The 24557-nt window shown below is 56.4% G+C and carries 15 protein-coding genes; 3 read left to right on the top strand and 12 right to left on the bottom strand.

Features of this window, described 5'->3' with window-relative positions; all coding sequences use genetic code 11:
- Positions 1-18: 18 nt before the first annotated feature.
- The 12 genes from M3087_RS04995 to M3087_RS04940 all read right to left on the bottom strand — a co-directional run bounded on the left by M3087_RS04995 (position 19) and on the right by M3087_RS04940 (position 20516).
- Positions 19-1581 carry a pectate lyase gene (locus M3087_RS04995; RefSeq protein ID WP_249094139.1) on the bottom strand — a complete coding sequence of 521 codons (1563 nt, stop codon included), beginning with the start codon at positions 1579-1581 and terminating at the stop codon, positions 19-21.
- Between the two features lie 79 nt (positions 1582-1660).
- Positions 1661-3358: a DUF5123 domain-containing protein gene (locus M3087_RS04990; protein ID WP_249094137.1), complete on the bottom strand. Its 1698-nt coding sequence runs from the start codon at positions 3356-3358 to the stop codon at positions 1661-1663.
- A gap of 102 nt (positions 3359-3460) precedes the next feature.
- Positions 3461-5542 (bottom strand): RagB/SusD family nutrient uptake outer membrane protein, encoded by a 2082-nt coding sequence (locus tag M3087_RS04985; protein WP_249094135.1) that lies wholly within the window; start codon positions 5540-5542, stop codon positions 3461-3463.
- Between the two features lie 27 nt (positions 5543-5569).
- Positions 5570-8794, bottom strand: a complete 3225-nt coding sequence (locus M3087_RS04980; RefSeq protein WP_410796858.1) for a SusC/RagA family TonB-linked outer membrane protein — start codon at positions 8792-8794, stop codon at positions 5570-5572.
- Positions 8795-8915: 121 nt separating this feature from the next.
- Positions 8916-10355 (bottom strand): pectate lyase, encoded by a 1440-nt coding sequence (locus tag M3087_RS04975; RefSeq protein ID WP_249094160.1) that lies wholly within the window; start codon positions 10353-10355, stop codon positions 8916-8918.
- 192 nt (positions 10356-10547) lie between these two features.
- The gene (locus tag M3087_RS04970) at positions 10548-14879 is read right to left on the bottom strand and encodes a two-component regulator propeller domain-containing protein (RefSeq protein WP_249094130.1); all 4332 of its coding nucleotides are present in this window, start codon (positions 14877-14879) and stop codon (positions 10548-10550) included.
- Between the two features lie 205 nt (positions 14880-15084).
- Entirely contained in the window at positions 15085-16215 is a 1131-nt protein-coding gene (locus M3087_RS04965; RefSeq protein WP_249094128.1) for an aspartate aminotransferase family protein, read from the bottom strand.
- 33 nt (positions 16216-16248) lie between these two features.
- Positions 16249-17217, bottom strand: coding sequence for an N-acetyl-gamma-glutamyl-phosphate reductase (gene argC / locus M3087_RS04960; RefSeq protein ID WP_249094126.1), 969 nt, complete (start codon positions 17215-17217; stop codon positions 16249-16251).
- A gap of 36 nt (positions 17218-17253) precedes the next feature.
- Positions 17254-18462 (bottom strand): argininosuccinate synthase, encoded by a 1209-nt coding sequence (locus M3087_RS04955; protein ID WP_022385046.1) that lies wholly within the window; start codon positions 18460-18462, stop codon positions 17254-17256.
- A gap of 50 nt (positions 18463-18512) precedes the next feature.
- Positions 18513-19052 carry a GNAT family N-acetyltransferase gene (locus M3087_RS04950; protein WP_106483735.1) on the bottom strand — a complete coding sequence of 180 codons (540 nt, stop codon included), beginning with the start codon at positions 19050-19052 and terminating at the stop codon, positions 18513-18515.
- 71 nt (positions 19053-19123) lie between these two features.
- Positions 19124-19603 (bottom strand): arginine repressor, encoded by a 480-nt coding sequence (locus tag M3087_RS04945; protein WP_022385044.1) that lies wholly within the window; start codon positions 19601-19603, stop codon positions 19124-19126.
- A 655-nt stretch (positions 19604-20258) separates the two neighbouring features.
- Positions 20259-20516, bottom strand: coding sequence for a hypothetical protein (locus M3087_RS04940; RefSeq protein WP_249094124.1), 258 nt, complete (start codon positions 20514-20516; stop codon positions 20259-20261).
- Positions 20517-20573: 57 nt separating this feature from the next.
- Here M3087_RS04940 and M3087_RS04935 point away from each other — a divergent pair, with 57 nt between their 5' ends.
- The 3 genes from M3087_RS04935 (at position 20574) to M3087_RS04925 (ending at position 24538) form a co-directional block, all read left to right on the top strand.
- On the top strand, positions 20574-22052 hold the full coding sequence (locus M3087_RS04935; protein WP_106483733.1) for a rhamnulokinase: 1479 nt from the start codon (positions 20574-20576) through the stop codon (positions 22050-22052).
- A gap of 140 nt (positions 22053-22192) precedes the next feature.
- Positions 22193-23446, top strand: a complete 1254-nt coding sequence (locus M3087_RS04930) for an L-rhamnose isomerase (RefSeq protein WP_022385040.1) — start codon at positions 22193-22195, stop codon at positions 23444-23446.
- Positions 23447-23503: 57 nt separating this feature from the next.
- Positions 23504-24538, top strand: coding sequence for an L-rhamnose/proton symporter RhaT (locus M3087_RS04925; RefSeq protein WP_022385039.1), 1035 nt, complete (start codon positions 23504-23506; stop codon positions 24536-24538).
- Positions 24539-24557 lie beyond the last annotated feature (19 nt).

Genomic DNA, 24557 nt, shown 5'->3' with positions numbered 1-24557 from the left:
GTGTGTGAATTGTGTAGGTTATTCAGTTTTTTGATTGGTTGTGAGTTCTTCCACCAGACTGTTCAAATACATCTCCAGATTGGTATAGCCTTCGTCGCTCAGTTTCACCATGCGTCCGTCGCCGTCGGCGTTTGGGTTTAGTCCGTGGGCTTTTTCCCACTCGTCGGGTATGCCGTCGCCGTCGGTGTCAACGATAGCGTTAAGCTCCTCATCCGTGGCTGTCAGTGTGGGATAGCCGCCTACATCGTCAGGGGCGTTGATGAATCCTTTGCCCACGAAGCCTGTGCAAGTGCCATAGGTCGCTGTGCCATCTTGCACTTCTTGGAGAATACGTACATCTACGGCGTCACGCCGTTTTGCGCATCCGGCAAGGGACAACACTTGTCGATAGGCTTCCCCGGCTGTTTGGGTAGCCACAAGTTCTACGTTCAAAGGCTCAGTCAAGCGGATGGTGTCTTGCGTGCCTTCGGTGTAAAGTTCATCTACTTCCGGACCGTTTTCCACCTGTGCCAGGACACCTTCCGCCCAGTTGTCGGCAGTCACGTTTTCATTGCCTTCCATCACATTTCCGTCAATGAAGTATTTCCCCCATACATGTAGCATTGGATACCATGCATTTGGTTTGTCTGGTAAGGCGGTACCGGTCTCTTCATCTGTTTCAAAACAATCGGTCTCAGTACGTACGTCAGGTGCAAAGATACGATGCTGCACAGTTTCGGGAATCAAAGCAGTGGCTGGACCTGGTTTGTAGTAATTGTTCACAAGGTTGGCCATCATGCCTTCACCGCCGCAAGCTCCATTCTCACCCCAATTATAGAACACATTGTTGCGCACATCCACTCGTTCGTTTTTTTGTGTCCATTCTCCTGGAGCAAGCCGGGGCATACAGTCCATGCAGTGGGCCATGAGGTTATGATGGAATGATGCACCCGACCCACCCCAAAGCGTGCCGTAGCCGTGCAGACCATCAGCGTGTTCGGTTTCGTGCAAGGCTTCAGCGATCAGGCACCATTGCACCGTGGTGTTTCGATTGTTGTACATGGCAAGGCATTTGTTGGCGGCCCAACTAAAGGAACAATGGTCGATGATGATGTCTTGCTGTCCCTTGCCGGCCAAGCCGTCAAAGGAAACAGGGTTGCCCGTAGCAGGGTCCAGATAGGTCAAGTCGTTGCCTGGACGGAAACGCAAGTAACGGATAATGATATTGGAAGCGTTTATCCGCACCTCGGCACCGGCGATGCAGACACCGTCGCCCGGGGCTGATTGTCCGGCTATCGTAAGGTCGCCATTGGTGATGTCGAGCGGTGAGGCCAGGTGAATCGTCCCGGCTACATCGAAGACAATGGTGCGTGCACCCGTCTGGCCGACGGCGTAGCGCAGACTTCCACTCGCGTTTGTGTCGTCCAATGTTGTCACATGGTAGACATCGCCGCCGCGTCCGCCGGTAGCATGACGTCCGTAGCCTTCTGCTCCGGGGAAGGCTATCAAGTCTTCAGGTACGGGAAGCCAAGGTATTGATTCTCGGCTAAAGTCGTTGTTGGTTTCGTCGCAACCGGTCACGGTCAGGCCGAAGCCTAACAATGCCGCTGCAATTATCGCATGATAGAGTTTCATTTCTTTATGGTTTTATCAGAGATTCTACATAACAGTAATCCAAGTCTCATTGCCAACGCGGGTCTCCGGCACTCTTGACTCCGGCAGGAATGGTAGCCGAGGGGTTGAAATGAAAATCGCCATTTTCCGGATTGGTGAACAAGTTGGCAGACGAGAGGTCCAGCACATTGATGGCTTCGAAGCGAGAACCGCCAGTGGGCACATCGGAAGTGAGGTAGCAGTTGTCCGAATAGTCGAAGTAGTCGTAATTGCTGCGTCCGGCATTCAGTGTAGTATCTCCATTCGGGCCGGCAATGATGAGGTTGCCCACCTTGACACTGCCTGGAGAAGCCGGTGATTTGTTCCAGTTGTCGAAACGGAAGAGTTGGCTCAATGCCTTTTGTGTTTCGGCCGGCTGATAAAGAGTGTTGTTAGTGAAGATCACTTCGCCGATTCCGCCGTCAATGTCCATCAGTTGGTCGCCCATATCTACCAAGGTTGAGTTGGTCACCTCAATGCGGTTTATCGTATTATCTCCGGAGATGTTGATAAGTCCATAACCATTCCACCCGATGTGTTGCATGATGGAGTTGCTGATGGTGATGTTTGTCATGTTCAGTGCACCGCTGGTGCGGAAGAGGCTTCGCTTGATGTTGCGGATGAGGCATCCTTCGAAGGTAAGGGAACCGATGTTCATTGAGCCTGGCTGGAAGAAGTAGGCCGCGTTGTCGCTCTGTCCGTCAAGTGTAACATATTGGAAGGCAAGCGATTGCATTGAAGATGAAAGACTGATTTGCGGAAGATTGATGACCGGACGGTCGCTCTGGTCTGTCGTAATACTCGTGAGGAGCAAATTGTCTACTGAAGGCATTGTCCAGGCATTGATGTTGTAGGTCTTGCCCGGCTCAAACTCAAGCGTGAGGTTTGACGTGCCTTGCACCTCGTATTTCTCCATCAAGGCGTTCATGTCAATCACAGCAGTTTCCGACTCCCAAGGCACACGGATGACAATTCCTTCGCCCAGGCCCAGCGTTTTGAAAGTGTATTCGCCGCGCACTTCCTCGTTGTAACAAATCTGTACTTTATAGTTCGTACCACTTTCCAGTCCTTCCAGTGTCTTGGAGGAAGCGGCGATGTCATTCGCTGTCAGTTCAATGGGCTCGTCGCGCACAACGTATTCCCAACGGGGAGTTGAACCAGGATTCTCAGCTACATTCACATAGTCGAACAGTAGCATGTGTGTCACGCGGTCAGTCGGTGTCCAAGTGAACGTGACAGACTCGGTGGTCGGTGTGGCGCTCTCGAACAATTGCTCGCGTGGGGTCTCGAAAGCCACGCCTAGGTATCCGCTTGCCTTGCCGTTTTCATCTATCCCTCTCATGCGGACGCTGTATTGCGTTGAACCGGCCAGCTCTCCAAACAGGGTAGCATATTCTACCTTGGCTGGAGCCGAGTCGTCCTTGTAGATGGTGAGCGTGTCGGCATAGATGGTGTCGGCGCGGTAGAAGTTTTCCGGCAGGTATTCCAAACTGTCCTTGTAGAACTCAAACACGTAGCGAGTGGCTGTTACCACTTGCGAATAGTGCATTTGCACGCTGGTGGGCGAGACTTGCATGGTCTCATAGACCAAGGGAGCGAAAAGGCGGTCGTGAGAAGCATCGACCCCCCAATCGTTCACATCGTCGCACGACGAAAGGCTTCCTGCACAGCAGGTCATCAGAACCGCGCAAAGGGCATTCCGGGTTTTTATATATTGCGTTTTCATAAGTGTCTTTATTTCTTTTAGACGAAGCGTTACAACCGACTTATGGAGGACTACGATCCGGAGAGTCCGTCATGTGTGCGGATGTAGGCGTTCATCAATGCTTTAGTTTCTGAATCCGTATGAGTTAGAGAGCCATCCTTGTGACTCGAATACGCTTTCGTAGTCGATGGCAAAGACGTGGCGGTAGTTGCATGTGCGGTTGCCTACTGAATATTTGGAAAACTCAGCCTGTGCTTCGCTGCCCCAATAGAGTTTGCTGAAGAGTGCGGAGTAGTCGTAAGAAGCATTCAGTCCCGTTCCGATGACCAAGATCTTGCAGATGGTCTCCGCGTAGTTCTTGTTCACTTCATCGGGCCGACGTCCATTCTGGTCGATGCCTACCTGCATGGGTACCCAGTTGACGTAATATTCGCCTTTGCTTTCATTTGGGTCGTAGATTCCCAAGTCCTGGTTCAGGTTGAGTGAGGATAGATCGATGTAGTCCGGACGGTCGGCTTCATACTTGTAGTAGACGCGGCGAGGAATGTCGTTCTGCGTGAGTTCCTTGTCGAACACCTTGATGGGAAAAGTCCAGTCGTACATCAGGCACAGGGCCTCTTTCATGGCTTCCACCTTGTCTACAATCAGTCCCCAGCGAATCAGGTCTTGCTTGCGGATGCATTCGCAGCCGAATTCCCATGCACGCTCATTGATGATGGCGTTGAAGAAGGCTTCCTTGCTACTGCCGTCGTAGTCTTTCACCTTAGCCGAGCCTGCACCGAATGCGCGGGTACGCACCACCTCAAGGGCCGCAGCTGCTGACAGCCCGGTGCGGGCCTCCACTTCCGTGGGACCGTGAAGCTCGTTTTGTGCCTCGGCGAACATCAGGTAAATGTCGGGGTAGCGCATCAGAATCCAGTTGATGCCGGTCGAGATACGCGAGGTCGCCACTTCAAGACGTTGGAGATACTCGTCAGTCATCCAATACCAACGCCATTTGCCGCACGATACGCCCAACGGGTTCAAACGCATGGTTTCCTTGGCCACGCCATCGACCATCTCGTAGCTCGGGAAAGCACAAGTTACATCGCGGCGTTTATCTTCGGGGTCGAACGAATAGAAGTAGTAGAGGGTGGTCGAGGCGTAACCAGTTCCTCCCATACCGCGGCTAGCGTTGATTACGCCGTTGCCCAGCGTATAGCCCATCGTGGCACCTACATCGCCGCTCTGCCCCTCGCCAAAGGCCACCTCAAAGAGATTTTCGTTGTAGGGGTTCAGTTCCAGGTGGTTCACCTTTTCCCAAACCTCTTCGAAGTCGGGGTCGAGCTGGTGTGGGTTCTCCGGGTCGGCAAGTAAGTCCGCACAAGCATCAAGAGCTATCTGGTAGTAGTCCTGGTAATTCTTGGGACGCCCCACAAAGAATCCGTTCATTTCCGCGATGGTGGGATGGTGCTCCAGTTTCAGGTCGGGGAATGTATTGCCGTCGCGCACTGACCATCCGCCGGCAAAGAGGGCAACTCTAGCCAAAAGTCCATAGGCAAATCCTTTGGTGACGCGCTCAGCGTTGTAGGTTCCTTTGCCTTGCCAAGGCAGGTATCCGATGGCTTCTTTCAGGTCGGCAATGATATGGTTGTAGATGGTGTCTTTGTCGCATTTTCCGATATAGACATTAGATAAGTCACTGCTGGCTGCGTTTTCCTTGAAAGGTACGTCGCCCCACCAACGCACCAACTCGAAATAGCCCAATGCACGCAGGGTCAAGGCTTCACCCAAGTAGGCTAACATGGTTTCTCTGTCTTCGGTTTCCATTGCCGGAGATTTGCGGATACCATCGACTGCGGTCGTGGCCTGTTCGGTAAAAGTCCAGATGTCGTTCCACTTGGTCGTTGTGTTATAGGGGTCATCGTAGAAGTTCATGCCGCCCGTATCACCATTTGTCTGGTTATAGTCATCCAGATTGAAAGCATTGGAGCCCACTTCTACGTCGCTTACACCCTGCCAGTTGACACATAGCTTCTGTCCGTACATCATGGAGGCCGTCATGGACGAGTAGACACCCATGAGAGCGGCTTCCGTCATGACCGGGGTATCGAAAACGTTCTCGCTGCTGGCCTTCGAAGGACTTTCCGTATCCAGGAAATTATCCATGCAGGAGCTTAGGAGTACAGTTGCTGAAAGTGCAACCACAAAGATATGTTTTATCATGTTCCGTTATCTTTTGTTTGTTGTTTTTTAAAACGTTACGTTTATGCCAAATACATAGTTACGCGCCTTCGGGTAGGCGGAGTAGTCCACGTTAGGTGTCATGGGCGTGCTGCGCTGTGTGCTTACTTCCGGGTCTTGGCCGGAATATTTTGTCCAGCAGAAAAGGTTGGAGGCCGTAGCATAGATGCGTAGGTTGCGTACACCGAACTTCTGTGTCAGCGAGACGGGCAGTGTATAGCCAATGGTCAAGTTGCTGAAACGCAGGAAAGAGTTGTCCTCCACAGCCCAGTCAGTCACCACCGTGCGACCCATCAAGGGCGACCAAATGGACGCATTTTGGTTGATTTCGCGGAAACGTTGTGGGTCGGCCAGGTTACCATACATTACGTTGGCCCCCGTTTCAGGGTCGATAATTGTCCAACGCTTGTCCAAGCTCATCTCTGTGGAGATGTTGTTGTAACGGCGGTTGGTATAAGTGGATGCTAGAATCTTCATCGCGTTGTAGACTTTTCCGCCATACGACCAGTTGAACATGGCTGCCATGTCGAATCCGAGCCATTGTGCATTTAGCCCGAAACCTCCGTAATGTTTGGGTTGTGTGCATCCCAGTAACACTCGGTCGTTGTCGGCGTCAATTACACCATCTCCGTTCTGATCTTTGAGTTTGATATAACCGGGACCGAAATTATCCGGACCAGCCATCAGGTCAAAGTCGCTGGCCACGCCGTCATTGAGCACCCATTTGTTGGTGGCATGGTCGAAGGTAAAATCGTCGAACGTATAAAAACCTTCGACTTCAAAACCATAGATTTGCCCGATAGGCTCACCCACGAAAACGCGATAGTCGTCGCGGCCTACGTCGGGCGCCCAGCCGGATTGAGCAATCATGGAGGTAGCTGTGCCGTCAAGCTTTTCCACCACGTTCTTGTTGAACGCAATGTTGAAGTTGGCCGAGAGGTAAAAGTCCTTGGTGTTGACCAGTGTCCCGTTCAGGGTTAGTTCCACGCCCTTGTTGCTCGTGCGCCCTAAGTTCTGGTATTGGTATTGATAGCCTGAATAGGAAGGCAAGTCCATACGCAGAATCAAGTCCTTGGTTACGTCTTTATACAGTTCCAGCGTGGCGTTCAATCGTCCACCGAAAAACGTGGCATCAAGGCCGATGTTTGATGAGAGCTTGGTTTCCCACGTCAGGTTCTCATTGCGTAGGGTGTTACCTGGCTTCATTCCTGTCTGTACTGTTTCGTTCAGGTAATATTGCTTATTGGCCGAGGTTTCAATGGAATAGTCTTGTCGCCAATAGGAACTAACGCGTGCGTTGCCCACGGCACCGTAGCTGACGCGTAGCTTCAGGTTGTCGAGCCAGTTGCGCGTAGATTCCATGAATTCCTCGTCGGAAATGCGCCAGGCTGCAGCCACACCTGGGAAGAAACCCCAACGCTGGTCGGGGGCCAACACGTTCGTGCCGTCGGCACGAGCTGTAAAGGAAAGCGTGTAGCGGTCGTTGTAAGTGTAGTTTACACGGCCGAAGTAGGATGCCGTACGCGAAGGCTCGCCGATGGTGGTATAGGTGGGCTGCGGCGTACCGTAGTTCCACATTGAGAGCACTTGGTCGGCTGTGAAGTCAATAGGATAATACTTTGACATCACCTGCATATTGTTTGTCTGCCGGCTCACCATTTCCTGACCTACCATCGCGTTGAAGTCGTGTTTGTCTTTGCGGAAACGGTAACTCAGTGTGTTCTGTATGCTCCAGCTCTGCCCCTTTTCGTCGGTGCGTTTGGCAACCGGTTGACCGCCGTTGGAACTGGACTCCCCGGTTTTGTTGAGCCAGATATTGTCCGTGTAGTTGTTGTCGAAGTCGTAGCTGCCGCGGAACTGGTAATCCAGTCCTTTGACGATATTCCACTTTATGCCCATGTTATACGTCTGGCGTAACTTGTTTTGCTTTTTGTACTCATTGACCGTATTGTAATAGGGATCATTCAATGAAGAAAGTTGTGCTTCGTCCGTCTTGTCGGCATCAGCCCCCAAATCTCCTTCGTCCATCGCTTGCATACTGTCAATGGGAGAGAAGCGTATCGCATCCTTCAGCTTCCCACCGTTGGTACCCGCACCCATGATAGTGGTTTTGGTGAGGCGGCCCGTAAGCTCCAGTTCCAGCTTTTTGCCCAACTTCTTGTTGAGGCGCACTTGGAGATTGTCGCGCAGGTAATCGGAGTTTACCATGACGTAATCTTCGTCGTCGCGAGTGTAGCTGATGCTGAAGCGCATGTCTTCCGATCCACCTTGTACACCGATGTTGTAGCTTTGTTTGATGCCCGTGTCACCGTACATGATGTCCTGCCAGTCGTTGCCGGGGACGGACAGGTAGATGTCGCGGTCTTCCCAACGGCCATACATGGAGAAGAGACCGGCGTTTTCTGCCGGGTCTACTTCGCGCTGGAAGAGATAGTACTCATATGGAGAAAGTACATTGGTCATGTTATACACTTTGTTGAAGCCGACGTGCGAGTTGAATGTAACTTCCGTGCGGCCTGCTTTGCCGCTCTTGGTCGTGACGAGGATGACGCCGTTCGCGCCCTTCGCACCGTAGATGGCCGTGGAAGAGGCATCCTTGAGCACGTCGATGCTTTGGATGTCGTTCACGGGAATGTCGTTGATGTTGTCCACTTGGAAACCATCGACAATGTAGAGTGGGGAGTTGTCTTGTGTAATACTGCCGCCGCCGCGCACCAATATCTGTACGTCTGCATCAGGCGAACCGTCGGTTGTCGTGACAAGCACTCCGGCCAGCTTTCCGGTGATGGCCTGCGCTGCCGAAGTCAGTGGAATATCGCGTAACACCTTTTCGTTCACGGAGGAGATGGCACCTGTCAGGTCGCCGCGGCGTGATGTGCCGTAGCCGATGACCACCACCTCGTCGAGGTCTTGCGTGCTTTCACGCAACGTCACCACCACGTCTTTGCCGCTCGTGGCCGACACTTCCATCGTCTCCATACTAAGGAAAGAAATCACCAGGCGGGCTTTGCGCTCGCCGATGTCGAGCTTGAAGTTACCGTCCAGGTCGGTTACCACGCCTATCTTCTGGTCGCCTTTCAGCTTGACCGTGGCGCCGATGACAGGCTCTCCCTGTTCGTCGAGCACCTTGCCCGTGATGGTGTATCCCTGCTGCTGTTGCTCTTGGGCCGCCACGTCGGCGGGAGTCCAGCCCAACAAGGCCGCTAGAGCTAGGCAGTAGGTGCCTGCTTTCATAAAGGTCTTTTTCATGATAACTGTTGTTTATGTAGGTTTGATATTTGTTCGTGTGGTATTCGTACAAGCAAAAATGGGGCTTTGCGAAAGGGTTATCCTAATACCTGTTCTTGCTTGAGGTTCACATCCGTCTCGCCTCGTGAGGCTGGGCGGCTTCGTCCAGATAGACTTCCAGATTGGTGTATCCCGCGCTGTTCAGGGTGGAAGCACGTCCGTCGGCGGCATTGTGGGGATCGAGTCCGTGTGTCTGCTCCCATGTGTCGGGCATCCCGTCGCCGTCGGTGTCACGCAGGGCCATGATTTCTTCAGTCGTGGCTGTAAGGGAAGGGTATCCGCCTACATCGGAAGGGAGGTCGATGAGGCCGCGGCGCGTGGAAGCGTTGGGCGTGACAGAACCGATGTAGGTGGCCGTACCCGTGAGCGTCTCTTCCACGATGCGGCTGTCGATGGTGTCGCGCCGTTTCGAGCATCCCGCTCCGGCCAGCACCAGACGAAAAGCTTCCTGCGCCGTGTGCGTCGTCACTTCTTCATGAGGCAGGGGCGAACGTAGGCGGATGGAGTCGCGCACAGCCTCATCCCAAAGGCCGTCGTTGGCCTTGCCGTTCACTTGCTCGTAGATACCGCGCGTCCAGTTGTCGGCTGTGGTCTCTGGGTCGTCTTCCACCACGTTTCCGGTAACGTAGAACTTGCCCCACACGTGCTCCATCGGGGCCCACGAGTTCGGATTCCCGTTTTTGCCGTGGCAGTACTTCGTGGTGCGGATACCGGGTGCGAAGATGCGGTGGGCGATGGGTCTGTCTTTTGGTGTGGCTGGTCCAGGCTTATAATAGTTGTTGACAATGTTTATATGCATTCCTTCGCCTCCGTAGCAGCCGTTGCCCGCCCAATTATAGAAAACATTGCAACGCATGTCGACCAGCTCGTCCTTTTGCGTACCGGGGCGCGATCCGAGGCGGGGCACACGGCTTTCATGGTGTGCCAGCAGGTTGTGGTGGAACGACATGCGCCGTCCGCCCACGATAGCGCCGTAGCCATGGCGACCTTTCTTGTGGCCGGCTGTGCGGAGGCTTTCGCTGACGAGGCACCACTGCACAGTGGCATCGGTGTTGCCGTAGATGGAGCACGTTTCATCAACCGACCAGCTGACGGTGCAGTGGTCGATGATGATATCTCGATGGTCGGACCCGCCTAAGCCGTCAGGCTCGCCTCCGCCTTCATTACCCACGCGGAAGCGCAGGTAGCGTATGACGACGTTGTCTGCCGCTACGTTCACTGGATGACGGGCGATGCAGATGCCCTGTCCGGGAGCTGTCTGCCCGGCAAGGGTGATGCTGTCGTTGGTAATGCGTAAGGGACTGTCGAGAAAGATGGTTCCGGCTATGTCGAACACCACGGTACGTGCCCCTTTTTGGCGGATGGCATGGCGTAGGGTGCCGGGTTGGTCGCCGTCGGCCAATGTGGTGACGTGATAGACTTGTCCGCCACGTCCACCCGTGGCATACCGTCCGAAGCCTTCAGCACCGGGAAAGGCCGGGAGCCTGTCGGCTGCCATAGTCGGCATTCCGCACAAGAGGAGAACCAGCAATAAAATACAGCTAAAAGGAATGGAAATGTTTTTCATGATACATGCGTTAGCGAAGCAGACGTTTGCTTCACAACGGCAAATATAAAAGGATTGAAACGCCTGTAAAATAGGCTGAAAGAGATACGCCAAAATCTGAACCCTTTATGTCAAAAAACGAACTCCGGAGGCTTATTTCCCGCCTTTTGCGTCCGCTACTTTCCTTTCCCTGTATTCGCTGGGCGTACATCCGGTGGCTTTTTTGAAGACGGTGCTGAAATACTTCGGTGACTTGAAGCCCGTCATATAGGCCACTTGGGAAATGGAAAGGTCGGCTTGTTCCATGAAACGGATGGCACGCTTGAGGCGCAGTTCACCCACGAAGGCTACGGGTGTGAGACCGGTGATGGACTTCAGTTTGCGGTAGAACACCGTGCGGCAGACGTTGAGGTGTTCGGCCAGCTGTTCTATCTCGAAGTCGGGGTTGGTCATGTTCTGTTCCACGCAATCGGTCACCTGCTTCATGAACTGGGCGTCATAGGGTTCCAAGCGGGGCGAATCGGGTACTTCAGGTACAGGCTCCTTGGTTGGGGACGTTTGCAAGCGCGCCATGTACAGCTCCTGCAATTCGCGCCGCTGGCGCAGCAGGGAGGCAATGCGCGTTTTGAGGTAAGCCGAGCTGAACGGCTTGGCCAGATAGTCGTCGATGCCATGCTCCAGTCCTTCGATGCGGTCGTCAAGCGAGGACTTGGCGGAAAGCACCACGATGGGGATATGACAGATGCGGCGGTCGGCTTTCACGTGCCTTACCATCTCCAGTCCATCCATTACGGGCATCATCACATCCGTGACTATAAGGTCGGGGACATGTTCTGCAGCCAGCTCCAGGCCTTGTTTCCCGTCGGAGGCTTCGAGTACATGATACGTCCCGGAAAGAATCTCGCGCAAGAAAGAACGCAGCTCGTCGTTGTCTTCCACCACGAGGAGGGTCGGACGCTCGTCGCCGGTTTCGGGAACAGCCTCCTCCCGGACGGGTGAGGCAGACAAAAGCCCGTCGTTCAGGATAAACTCGGTCTGCCTGTCGTGTTCATATACCGTGCGGTTGAGTGGGAGGGTGACGGTGAAACGGCTTCCCTCTCCGAGGCGGCTCTCCACGTCGATGTGCCCGTGGTGCAAATCCACCAGTTCTTTTACCAGCGACAAACCGATACCCGAGGAAGGGTGCATCATGTCGCTATGGCCAAACGTCTCAAAACGTTGGAACAGTGTCTTTCGGTGTTGCTCGTCGATGCCGATGCCCTTGTCGGCTACGCTGACGCGCACTTCCGTGTCGGCAAGTTCTACTTCCACTGTGACTGTTTTTTCTGCAGGGGTATACTTGAACGCATTGGAGAGGAGGTTGAAGAATACCTTCTCCACCTTGTCTACGTCCAGCCACATCGGGAGTTTCTCCACGGGGGTAGAAAGGCTGAAGTCCATATGTTTCTCGCCCGCCACTGCTTGGAAGTGGGCCATCACCTGGCGGAGTAGTGCGACGAGGTCGGCCTCCTCGAGCACCAGCTTCATCTTGTGGTTCTGAAGCCGGCGGAAGTCGAGAATCTGGTTCATCATGCGGAGCATCCGCCGGATGTTTACGTGTACGAGCGACAGGTGCTTCCGGTCTTGTTCCGAGAGTGTCCGGCTCTGGAGCATTTCGTCCACCGGGGCGGAGATGAGCGTGAGCGGCGTGCGCAACTCGTGGGAGATGTCGGTGAAGAAACGCAACTTGATGTCGGCCAACTGTTGTTCCGTATCAATGCGGTGGCGCAAGCGGTAGATGTAGAACAGCACATAGCACACTGTCCCGACGAGCAGCAGGAACAGCCCGGCATAGAGCACCCAGGCCCAGGCCGTCTCGGAGAACTTCGGCTCTACAATGAGCCGCAGGCTACGCACGTTGTCCATCCACACGCCGTTGTTGTTGGTGGAACGTATCTCCAGCGTGTATTCGCCCGCGGGGAGGTTCATATAGCTGGCGGAGCGGGCATTCTCCACTTTGTTCCATGTGTCGTCCAGCCCGCGGAGCCTGTAAGCATACTGGATGGTGGAGGGACTGACGAAATCCACGGCGGCAAAGCGGAAGGAAATGTTGCGCTGGCTGGGGGAGAGAGTAAGCGATTTCATCCGGTTCACGTCGCCCGTGAGCGGATTTCCCTGCACGCGCATCTCGGTGAGCAACACGGGTGGAACGTAGGCATCGTGGGGCAACTTGGAAAGGTCGAGTTTCAGTACGCCCAGATTGGTACCCAAGAAGAGCGTATCGCCCATAACCAGGGGAACGGTCTCGGCAAAGCGTAAACCCGCCCGGAAGCGGTCGCAGGGATAGTTCACGCTCTGCCCGGTCAGAGGGTCGAGGCAGGAAAGGCCGTTCTCCGTCGTTACCCAATAGTGTCCCCGCCCATCTTCTGCCATCGAATGCACCAAGTTGGAGATAAGTCCGTCTTGCACGGTGTAGTGATGGAAAGTGGTCCGGGAGTGCAACAGGGAATCGGGCGAAACCAGATTGAGTCCGCCACTGAACCCCAGGCAGTATACTTGTTCCGTGCCGCGAGGCTGGAAGATGTCCATGATGTGGTTGCTGTTGAGCGAAGCATCGTCGCCCGAGACATGCCTGTGGTGATGAAACACAATCTCTTCCGGGCGGGCGAACGATGTACGAAAAGCCAACAGACCATCGGTGGTGCCCGCAAGCAGGATGCCATCCGGAGTTTCCGCCAGGCAGCGGATGCGGACTCCGACATCCGCTGGAAAGCTTTTCAACCTGTTGCCAGCGTGGATGAAACGTGCGCTTCCGCTTTCGGGGTTGCGCTCCACCAGGTTCAGCCCGCCGCCGAAGGTGCCCACCCAGAGATGCCCGCGGCAGTCTTCATGGAGATCGAAAATACGGTTGGAGCTCAGGCTATAGGCATCGGCGCTGTCGGATGTATAATGATGGAGGGTAAAGCGGTGGTCATCCGCGGGGTGCAGACGGAAAAGTCCGTCTTCACGTGTGCCTAGCCAGATGTCGCCATCGCGTGTCTGCAGCATGGCATATACCTTGGGCCCAAAGGCGCATTTCTCCGTGACGAGCTTCCCGCTGGAAGACAGGTAGAGCACAGGTCCGCCGTCCTGCTGTCTGACGCGCACCACCCCGCTCTTCGAACCGGCCCACAAACGGCCTTTGTTGTCAGCGAGAAAGGCACGGATGTCCATGTTCTTCTCCATGAGGTGAAATGTGAAGAAGTGGGGCTGGAAAGAGAGCCGTGCCAGACCCATGTCCAAAGCCAGCCACAAGTTGCCCTGCCTGTCCATAAGGTAGCCTTGGAAAGTGGGTACGTAGAATGACGTCGGGTTGTCGGCATCACGCAGATAGGGAAGGAAGCGGTCGGTTGTCTCGTCATAGTAACACAACGGACCGTATTTGGCGATGGCCCACAGCGTCCCGTTGTGGTCGGAAAACAGCAGACTGCGACTCCGCAGGTCGGTATCGGAGAGGGAAGACGGGGGAAGTCTGTAGAGGCGGGCTTCCAGCGTGGAGGGATTCAGCCGTACCATCTCGCCTCGTTCCAGCATGAGCCAATAGTGGTGCCGGCTGTCTGTGCACATTGCCGTAATCTTCTCCTCTGCACGGCCGATGTCCGACATGCGGAAGGTGGCTGCCGTACGACTCTTGCAGGCGTAGAAAGTAACCGAGTGGCTTGTCTGTAACACGAGTGTGTCGCGACCCGCACTTTCCATCCAATGGATGGCACCTTGGTAACCGGACACGTTGAGCTTCTCGAAGTCGCCCTGCTCCCGGCGATAACGGTAAAGCTTGTTGGCCTCCGACACCAGATAGAACTGTCCGGCGCACTCGCAGACATAGCGGAACGCCGGACCTCCGGCCTTGACACGTTTCAGTCCCACCACATCCACGCCTTTGTGCGTAAGCGCCCACTCGTCGCCTTCACGGTCTTCGTAGATGCGGTAAATGCGGTTGCTCTTCAGCGGATGACCGTCGGTGGCATAGTGCTCCACGCCATTGGTCCCGGTCTTGAACGCCCGTCCGTCGATGCGGAACACTTCTCCACTGCGGGTCGTGAGCCACGCCACGCCTTTGGAAAGCACTTGGTAGGAATCTACGGTCAGGGGCTTCCGGAGGGAAGTCTCCAAAGGAGTCAGCACGTCGATGAAAGCCTGCTCCTTCTGGTTGAAGAGGAATAGCCGATTGTCATAGGTCTGACACCAGAGGTCGTCCTCACCGCCGAGCTGTATGTCTATGATACGGTTCGTGCTTAATGCCTTTCCGCCCGGCGAGGCCATGTTGTAGGAGACGAACGTCGTGCCGTCGTAGCTGTTCAGTCCGTCCCATGTGCAGAACCACAGCCGCCCGTCAGCAGACTGGACAAGACGCTGCACGACGCTTTGCGAAAGTCCGTCGCTGAAAGAGTAATGGCGGATGTCGCAACGCGGCTGTGCCTGCAGGACCGCCCCGCAAGTGAGGAGCAGGAGAAGTGCGGCACACATGAGCCTGTATGATAGGATAAGGTGTCTCATTCTTTCCCTTTGGAACGAACAGTGGGCAAACTTACAAAAAAATTTGTTTGTTTGTAAGTTCTTCCGCTTTTGCGCCTGAAAACACGGACGCCGGATACGCCGTCGGGGGAGTGGCACGGAGAGAGGCACACGTCCTGACGGTATATCCGGCGTCTGGATGCGGATGGAAGAGGGGCTAGTTCCCGGCGAGGGCTGCCTTCAGTTTCTCCACGAACTCGTCGGCTTCCCCGACGGTGAGGCAGAGAGGGGGCAGCAGGCGGATGACGTTCGTCCCGCTGGCTCCGGTGAACACGTGATGGTCGTAGATGAGGCGGTTGCGCAGCTCCTTCACCGGACGGTCGAACTCCATGCCGAGCATCAGGCCCTTGCCGCGCACTTCACGGATGCCGGGCAGGGTACGTAGCTCCTGCAGCAGGTACTCGCCCACACGGGCGGCGTTCTCCACGAGGTGTTCGCTCTCCATCACGTCGAGCACGGCGAGGGCGGCGGCACAGCCCAGGTGGTTGCCGCCGAACGTCGTGCCCAGCTGACCGTAGGAGGGGGTGAACTTCGGGCTGATGAGCACTCCGCCCATCGGGAAGCCATTGGCGATACCTTTTGCCACGGTGATGAGGTCGGGGCGGATGCCGGCGTGCTGGTGGGCAAAGAACCGTCCGCTACGTCCGTAACCCGACTGGATCTCGTCGAGGATGAGGAGGGTGCCGGTCTCGTCGCACAAGCGGCGCAGGCCTTGCAGGAAGGCGGCGTCGGGGATGCGGATGCCGCCCACGCCCTGAATGCCCTCGATGATGACGGCACACACGTCTCCCTTCTCCAGCTCGGTGCGGGCGCCCTCAAGGTCGTTCAGCTCGAGGAAGGTCACATGCCCGTTGGCGTTGATGGGGGCGATGATGGAGGGGTTCTGCGTCGCTTCCACGGCGAGCGAGGTCCGTCCGTGGAACGCCTTGGCGAAGGACACCACGCGCGTCCGTCCGTTGTGGAACGAGGCGAGCTTGAGTGCGTTCTCGTTGGCCTCCGCTCCGGAATTGATGAGGAAGAGGCTGTAGTCTTCGTAGCCGGACGCCTTGCCGAGTCGCTCGGCAAGCTGGCGTTGCAGCAGGTTGACGACGGAGTTGGAGTAGAAACCCAACATGCCCGCCTGGCGGCTCACTGCCTCCACATAGTGCGGGTGGGCGTGACCGATGGAGATGACGGCATGGCCGCCGTAGAGGTCCAGGTACTCCGTGCCCCGGTCGTCCCAGACACGGCAGCCCTTGCCCTTGACGATGTTGATGTCAAACAGGGGATATACGTCGAACAGATTCATAGTCTTCGGATAATGACGGGTAAATGGTTTGTGTCAGAAGGCGCTGGGCTTCAGCCGCAGCCCCACGGTCTCCTCCAGGTTGAACAGCAGGTTCATGTTGTGGACCGCCTGTCCGCTGGCGCCCTTCAGGAGGTTGTCGATGCAGGAGATGATGAGCAGCTTGTTGCCGTGCTTCTCCAGGTGGATGAGGCACTTGTTGGTGTTGACCACCTGCTTCAGGTCGATATTCTCCTTCACGATGTGGACGAAGGAGTCCTTGGCGTAGTACTCCTCGTAGATGCGTTCGAGCTCCTCAAGCGCCACTTGCGTCTTCACCACCAGCGTGGCGAAGATGCCGCGGGGGAAGTCGCCCCGGTAGGGGATGAAGTCAATCTCCGCGTTGAAGCTGTTCTGCAGCTGGCGGAGCGACTGCTTGATTTCCGGCACGTGCTGGTGGGCGAAAGCCTTGTAGACGCTGATGTTGTTGTTGCGCCAGCTGAAGTGGCTCGTCGCGCCCGGTTTCACGCCTGCTCCCGTGCTGCCGGTGATGGCGTTCACCGAGATGTCGCTGTTGAGCAGGAGGTGTTTGGCTAGCGGAAGCAGTCCCAGCTGGATGCACGTGGCAAAGCAGCCCGGGTTCGCCACATGCTTGCTGTGGCAGATGGCGCGGCGGTTCAGCTCCGGCAGGCCGTAGACGAAGTCGTGGTCGTCCGCCTTGATGCGGTAGTCCATCGAGAGGTCGATGATGCGCAGTTCCTCGGGGATGTTGTGCGAGTCGATGAACTTCCGCGTGTCGCCGTGGGGGGTGCAGAAGAAGAGCACGTCGATGCTCTCCAGCGGCAGCGCGTCGGTGAATGTCAGGTCGGTCTCGCCGTAGAGTCCCTCGTGGACGTCAGTAATCTTGCGCCCCGCCTGGCTGTTGCTGTGGACGAACACAATCTCCGCGTCGGGGTGGTTGATGAGCAGACGGATGAGCTCCCCCGCGGTGTAGCCCGCTCCGCCTATGATTCCTACTTTTATCATGGTGTCTGTGTTTGGGTCAGGAAATGAGAGTCCGGGTCACACGTCTTCCTCGTCCTTGTGGACGCTGTAGTAGGCGCGCAGCGGCGTGGAGAGCACCTTGATGAATCCCTTGGCGTCTTCTGCCGTCCAGCCTTTCTGCATCTCGCCGTACTCGCCGAACTTGTTCTTCACCAGGTCGTCGGGTGAGTCCACACCGACGGTGGAGAAGGAGAGCGGGCGCAGCTCGAGGATGACCGTGCCGTTGACGTTGCGCTGCGACTCGGCGAGCATCGCCTCGATGTCGCGCATCACCGGCTCCAGGTACTGGCTCTCATGCAGGAACATGCCGTACCAGTTGGCAACCTGGTCCTTCCAGTACTGTTGCCACTTGCTGAGCGTATATTTCTCCAGGAAGCGGTGCGCGCCGATGATGAGCATCGGGGCGGCAGCTTCGAATCCGACGCGCCCCTTGATGCCTATGATGGTGTCGCCCACGTGCATGTCGCGGCCGATGCCATAGGCAGCGCCAATCTCCTCCACCTTCTGGATGGCGGCGATGGGGTCGGTGAACACTTCGCCGTTGACGGCATGCAGCTCGCCCTTCTTGAACTCCAGCCGCAGCTCCTCGCTGCCCTGGCGGGTCACTTGTTTGAGGTAGGCGCTCTCGGGCAGTCCCTGGCGCGAGTCGAGAATCTCGCCGCCGCAAATCGACGTGCCCCACAGGCCGACGTTGTAGGAGTACTTCAGCTTGGTGAAGTCAGCCTCGAAGCCGTGCTCCTTCAGGTAATTGATTTCATACTCGCGGCTGAGCGCCATGTCGCGCGTCAGGGTGATGATCTCCACCCCCGGTGCCAGCACGAGGAAGGTCATGTCGAAGCGTACCTGGTCGTTGCCGGCGCCTGTCGAACCGTGTGCGATGGCGTGCGCACCGATTTCGTTGGCGTAGCGGGCGATGGCGAGTGCCTGGAAGATACGTTCCGAGCTGACGGAGATGGGGTAGGTCCCGTTGCGTAGCACGTTGCCGTAGACCATGTACTTCAGGCTTTTCTCATAATATTCGCGGGTGACGTCGAGCGTCACGTATGCCTTGGCACCCAGCTTGTAGGCGTTCGCCTCGTTCTGCTTCAGCTGTTCGTCACTGAATCCGCCGGTGTTGGCACAGGCGGCATAGACCTCGTAGCCCTTCTCTTTGGCGAGGTACATCACGGTGAACGATGTGTCCAGTCCACCGCTGAACGCCACCACTACTTTCTTTTTCTCTTCCATTGTATTTGGTTTTTAAGTTTGTTTGTCTGGAGGTCGAGTTCCGTCCCGCCTCATTTGTGTTTCTCGGGGTCATAGAGCATCGCGGTGCAGATGCAGTAGCGCCGTCCCGTGCGTTCGAGCACGTCGTGGTTGCAGCACCCTTCGCAACCCTTCCAGAACGCCTCGTCGTCCGTCAGCTGGGCGAAGGTCACGGGGACGTAGCCCAGCTCCGTATTGATTTTCATGACGGCTGCCCCGCTGGTGAGGCCGAAGAGTTTGGCGTGCGGCCAGCGCAGACGGGAGAGCGTGAACGCCGCCTGCTTGATGCGCTTGGCAAGTCCCTGTCCGCGGAACTTCTCCACGACGATGAGTCCCGAGTTTGCCACGTACTGCTTGTTGCCCCAGCTCTCGATGTAGCAGAATCCGGCGAACTCGTCGCCGTGGAGCGCGATGATGGCTTTTCCCTCCTTCATTTTCTGCGCCACATATTCGTGGGTACGCTTGGCGATACCCGTTCCTCTGACTTGTGCGGCGGCTGTAATCGTTTCCAATATCGTGTCGACATAGACCTCGTGTGAGGCATCGGCAACCATAACGTCAATTTCGTCCATTTGTCTCGATAGTAAAAAAGTCGCTTGTGTATATGTCTTTTGTAAGTCGTCTAGTCTGTTTCAGCCGGTTCTCAGAAGTGCACGTTGGGGATGACCTTGCGGAGCGCCTTCACCATGTCCGTACGGGTCACGCCCTCGTTGATGACCATCATGATGGTGTCGTCGCCCGCGATGGTCCCGATGATTTCGTGGATGTTCCCGTTGTCGATGTCGTAGGCGATGCTGCTGGCATAGCCCGGACGGGTGCGGATGACGGCGATGTTGCCTGAGATACGGAGCGAGATGAACCCGTTGGAGATGGGGTACTCCACTTTCGGCCGGGATTCTGCCACCCTTTTATATAAGGTGTTGTTCGGCAGCACGTAGATGTACTTGCCGCCCGGGCTTGCCGCCTTGGCGACTTTCAGTTGCTTCAGGTCGCGCGAGAGCGTGGCTTGCGTCAGTGTGTATCCTTCGATCTCCAGTTCGCGCAGGAGTTCCTCCTGGCTCCCGATTTCCTTGGTTGAGATGATGATCTTGATCGAATCAAGTCGGCTGCTTTTTGTTCTCATAGTGTATATTTATTCCTAAGACGCTGCAAAGGTACGTATATTTTCGTGTTCACTGCATAAATTCACCGTAAATTTCATGTTTATGCAGAATATTTATTCATTCGGACGATGCCGGCGGTCCGTCCCCTGCGGTGTGTGGGTGCGGCGGGACGCTGCTGTCAGATTGTCAAAATGTCAAATGAATCGCGCGAGAAGGGCCTTCCTTGCGCCCAAATACGAGTTGGTGACCGGCGAGGGCCTTCTCGGACGATTCGCGAAATGCACGCTGTCGCCCTTTCCGCATTCTTTCTTTCTTTTCTTTCTGCGGAAGCGCGATTTTGTGGACCGGATGATGCTGGAAGATGCAAAGCGACGTCCGAATGACAGATGAAAAATGTGCGCCTCCTTCCGTCTGAAAATGAAAACAGGTAAAGGAAACGGACAAAATCAAGGCCTTTTTTCGTGCGGACGCGTCCGTACGACGGTGCGGACGAACGACTACGGTGGTACGGACGCGTCCGTACGAAAGTGAAAATGGGTTGGAATGACGGTGCGAAGGGGTTCGCAGCTCCGTTTTTGTGTTAATGGAATGAAAATAGGGGCCTGTCCGGACGTCCGTGTCTTAAAAAGTGTATTCAACTGCGCGCTGAAAGGGACAAAATTGCGAAAGTATGCGTCAGCTGAAAACGCCGAATCGAGAAAAAATGTCGCCCTTTTCCCTGTTTTGCTTTCTTTCTGACGACAGGCGGACGGGGAGGAGGGAGGCACCGCGCTGCCCCGTTCCGTTGCCGTCCGCCGGACACCCGACGGGCACCGGACGGACGTGCCGGGGGAGGCAGCCGGCGGTGCTGCTTCCGCCTTCCGGCAGGTAAAATCCAATAAAACCAAAATATTTGCTGAAAAGGACAGGCGGATAGGAAATAAATATATACATTTGTTTCATTGTTAACCGGAGGGTGCCGCAAGGTGCTCTCATGAAGCTTTACAGATTATGGAAAACATGAACTTTTTCGCTGTCGACCTGGGCGCCACGAGTGGACGCACCATCCTGGGTACGGTCTCCGGCGGAAAGATAGAACTGACGGAACTGACACGTTTCCCGAACCACATCATCGAGACGGGCGGACACTTCTACTGGGACATCTACGCCCTCTACCTCGAAATCATCAACGGACTCAAGAAGGTGGCACAGGAGAACATTCCCATCCGCTCCATCGGCATAGACACATGGGGCGTCGACTTCGTGATGTTCGGCCGCGACGGAGGCATCCTGCGCAGTCCCTACTGTTACCGCGACCCGCACACGGAGGGCGCCCCCGAGGAATTCTTTACCCACATCCCCCGTGAACGCGTGTACGACATCACAGGCATCCAAATCATGAACTTCAACTCGCTCTTCCAGCTCTCCACGCTGCGCCGTAACGGATGTTCCGCGCTGGAGGCTGCCGACAAGATTCTCTTCATGCCCGACGCGCTGTCCTACATGCTGACGGGCGAGCGGGTGACGGAATACACCATCGCATCGACCTCGCAGATGCTCAATCCGCGCACGAAGCGCTTCGAGAAGGAGCTGCTCGACGCGGTGGGCGTGAGCGAGGAACAGTTCGGCCGCTTCGTCTTCCCCGGCGAGCAGGTCGGCGTGCTCACCCCCGAGGTGCAGCAGCTCACGGGGCTGGGTGCCGTGCCCGTCATTGCCGTTGCAGGGCATGACACGGCTTCGGCGGTGGCGGCAGTGCCCGCGCGCAACGAGCGGTTCGCCTACCTCAGCTCCGGCACGTGGTCGCTCATGGGCGTCGAGGTAAAGGATGCCATCATCACGGCGGAGAGCTACGAACGCAACTTCACCAACGAGGGCGGCGTGGAAGGCACGACGCGCTTCCTGAAGAACATCTGCGGCATGTGGCTCCTGGAGCGTTGCCGCAAGGAGTGGGAGCGGGATGGCAACTATTCCTACTCCGAGTTGATAGACGCCGCTCTGGCGGTGCCTGCCTTCCGCAGTGTCATCAACCCCGACGCCGCCTGCTTTGCCAACCCCGTGTCGATGGTCGACGCCATCCGCGGTTATTGCAGCCGGACGGGACAGCCTGTGCCCGAGACCTACGGTGAGTTGACCCGCTGCATCTTTGACAGCCTTGCCTTGCGCTACCGTCAGGTGTTCGGTTACATGCAGTCCATGGCGCCGTTCCCCATCGAGCGTCTGCACGTCATCGGCGGCGGCTCGCGCAACAACCTGCTGAACCAGTTCACCTGCAACGCCGTGGGTGTACCCGTGACGGCAGGACCGTCGGAAGGGACTGCGCTCGGCAACATCATGCTCCAGGCGAAGGCCTTCGGTCTGGTGGGCACGATGCAGGAGATGCGCGACATGATAGCTTCCTCCATCGAGCTGGCCGAGTTCGAGCCGAAGGATGCTGCCGAGTGGGATGCCGCCTACGAGAAGTACGTCCGGCTGACGGCTGACGAGGCGTGACCCGCGGACGGGACATGCCGGGAGTGAGTCGGTCAGTCCGACAGGCGGAAGCCCCGCCAGTCCCGTCGGCTGAAAAGAAAACAGAACGAAAGACAAACCAACAAACTAATAAACTGAAAAACTTATAAACTGAAACGACAATGAAAGAAGAATTAGTGAACAAAGCGTACGAGGTAGCCAAGGAACGCTACGCCGCTGTCGGCGTCGACACCGACAAAGTGCTGGACCAGATGCAGAACTTCCATCTCTCGCTCCACTGCTGGCAGGCGGACGACGTGATGGGCTTCGAGAACAACGGCGGCTCGCTGACGGGCGGCATCCAGACCACCGGCAACTATCCCGGCCGTGCGCGCAACATCGATGAGCTGCGTCAGGACATCCTGAAGGCGGCTTCCTACATCCCCGGTACGCACCGCTTGAACCTGCACGAAATCTACGGTGACTTCAAGGGCGAAGTCGTTGACCGCGACCAGGTCGAGCCGAAGCACTTCCAGAGCTGGATTGACTGGGGCAAGGAGCACAACATGAAGCTCGACTTCAACTCCACCTCGTTCTCCCACCCGAAGAGTGGCAGCCTCTCGCTCGCCAATCCCGACGAGGGCATCCGTCAGTTCTGGATTGAGCACACGAAGCGTTGCCGTGCGGTAGCCGAGGCTATGGGCGAGGCTCAGGGCGACCCTTGTATCATGAATCTGTGGGTGCATGACGGCAGCAAGGACATCACGGTGAACCGCATGAAGTACCGTGAGTTGCTGAAGGACTCGCTCGACCAGATTTTTGCCACGGAGTATAGTCACATGAAGGACTGCATCGAGTCGAAGGTGTTCGGCATCGGTCTGGAAAGCTTCACCGTCGGTTCGAACGACTTCTACATCGGCTACGGCGTGCAGCACCAGAAACTCATCACACTCGACACCGGTCACTTCCACCCGACGGAAAGCATCGGCGACAAGGTGTCCTCACTCCTGCTCTACGTGCCCGAGCTGATGCTCCACGTCAGCCGTCCCATCCGCTGGGACAGCGACCACGTGACCATCATGGACGACATGACCCAGGAACTGTTCAGCGAAATCGTACGCGCCGGCGCCCTCGACCGTGTGCACTACGGACTGGACTACTTCGATGCCTCCATCAACCGCATCGGTGCCTACGTCATCGGAAGCCGTGCCGCTCAGAAGTGCATGACCCGCGCGTTGCTCGAACCGCTCGCCAAGCTGCGTGAGTACGAGGCAAACGGTCAGTTCTTCCAGCGCCTGGCATTGCTCGAAGAGGCCAAGTCGTTGCCTTGGAACGCCGTTTGGGACATGTTCTGCCTGAAGAACAACGTCCCCGTAGGCGAGACTTTCATCCCGGAGATCGAGAAGTACGAAGCCGAAGTGACTTCGAAACGATAAGCCTTCCAGTGAGAGGAGTGCCCGCGGGCATTCCTCTTCATTCCAGATACAGACATTATGGATATCGTAATCGGACTATTGATAATCGCCATCGGCGCGTTCTGTCAGTCGAGCTGCTACGTGCCCATCAACAAAATCAAGCAGTGGAGCTGGGAGTCCTACTGGATTGTGCAGGGCGTGTTCGCCTGGCTGGTGTTCCCCTTCCTGGGTGCGCTGCTTGCCGTGCCTGAGGGTCAGAGCCTCGGCGCCCTCTTTGCCGGTGCACGCGGACTGGACATCGCTATGACGATGCTCTTCGGCGTGCTGTGGGGAGTCGGCGGACTGACGTTCGGCCTCTCCATGCGTTACCTCGGCGTGGCACTCGGCCAGAGCATCTCGCTGGGTACGTGTGCCGGACTGGGCACCATCCTGGCTCCCGTGATGCTCAACGTGTTCTATCCCGAAGCACATCACCTGGAGAAACTCACCGCCTCGGTCATCATCGGTGTCATCGTGACGCTGCTGGGCATTGCCATCATCGGCGTGGCAGGCAACATGAAGGCACAGAGCCTGAGCGAGGAGGAGAAGAAGGCTGCCGTGAAGGACTTCAACTTCCCCAAGGGCATTGCCATCGCCCTGTTGGCAGGCTTCATGAGCGGCTGCTTCAACGTCGGACTGGAGTTCGGCTCGTCGATTCACTTCGAGGAGTCGGCAGACATGTTCAAGACGTTGCCGGCGACGTTCCTCGTGACGTTGGGCGGCTTTGTGACCAATGCCCTCTACTGCTTCTATCAGAACCAGAAGAACCGGACGTGGGCAGACTATCGCAACGGCGCCGTGTGGGGCAACAACCTGCTCTTCTGCATGCTTGCCGGTGCACTGTGGTACAGCCAGTTCTTCGGTCTGGCACTGGGTAAGGGCTTCCTCACCGAGTCTCCCGTACTCACCACGTTTGCCTTCTGCATCCTGATGGCACTCAACGTGACCTTCTCCAACGTGTGGGGCATCCTCCTCAAGGAGTGGAAAGGCTGCACCCCGAAGACCATCGCCGTGCTCCTCGTCGGGCTGGTGGTGCTCATCGTGTCGTCGTTCCTGCCCCAGCTGATGGAGTGAGAGCGGACACACATATATA

This window comes from Mediterranea sp. ET5, from assembly GCF_023337025.1.
GTDB lineage: Bacteria > Bacteroidota > Bacteroidia > Bacteroidales > Bacteroidaceae > Phocaeicola_A.
This window is presented reverse-complemented; position numbering and strand designations above follow the sequence as displayed.

Coding starts and splice junctions, on each gene's coding strand:
- M3087_RS04990 (WP_249094137.1), bottom strand. CDS start 3,358: ATGAAAACGCAATATATAAAAACCCGGAATGCCCTTTGCGCGGTTCTG.
- M3087_RS04985 (WP_249094135.1), bottom strand. CDS start 5,542: ATGATAAAACATATCTTTGTGGTTGCACTTTCAGCAACTGTACTCCTA.
- M3087_RS04980 (WP_410796858.1), bottom strand. CDS start 8,794: ATGAAAGCAGGCACCTACTGCCTAGCTCTAGCGGCCTTGTTGGGCTGG.
- M3087_RS04975 (WP_249094160.1), bottom strand. CDS start 10,355: ATGCCGACTATGGCAGCCGACAGGCTCCCGGCCTTTCCCGGTGCTGAA.
- M3087_RS04970 (WP_249094130.1), bottom strand. CDS start 14,879: ATGTGTGCCGCACTTCTCCTGCTCCTCACTTGCGGGGCGGTCCTGCAG.
- M3087_RS04965 (WP_249094128.1), bottom strand. CDS start 16,215: ATGAATCTGTTCGACGTATATCCCCTGTTTGACATCAACATCGTCAAG.
- argC (WP_249094126.1), bottom strand. CDS start 17,217: ATGATAAAAGTAGGAATCATAGGCGGAGCGGGCTACACCGCGGGGGAG.
- M3087_RS04955 (WP_022385046.1), bottom strand. CDS start 18,462: ATGGAAGAGAAAAAGAAAGTAGTGGTGGCGTTCAGCGGTGGACTGGAC.
- M3087_RS04950 (WP_106483735.1), bottom strand. CDS start 19,052: ATGGACGAAATTGACGTTATGGTTGCCGATGCCTCACACGAGGTCTAT.
- M3087_RS04945 (WP_022385044.1), bottom strand. CDS start 19,603: ATGAGAACAAAAAGCAGCCGACTTGATTCGATCAAGATCATCATCTCA.
- M3087_RS04940 (WP_249094124.1), bottom strand. CDS start 20,516: ATGTATATATTTATTTCCTATCCGCCTGTCCTTTTCAGCAAATATTTT.
- M3087_RS04935 (WP_106483733.1), top strand. CDS start 20,574: ATGGAAAACATGAACTTTTTCGCTGTCGACCTGGGCGCCACGAGTGGA.
- M3087_RS04930 (WP_022385040.1), top strand. CDS start 22,193: ATGAAAGAAGAATTAGTGAACAAAGCGTACGAGGTAGCCAAGGAACGC.
- M3087_RS04925 (WP_022385039.1), top strand. CDS start 23,504: ATGGATATCGTAATCGGACTATTGATAATCGCCATCGGCGCGTTCTGT.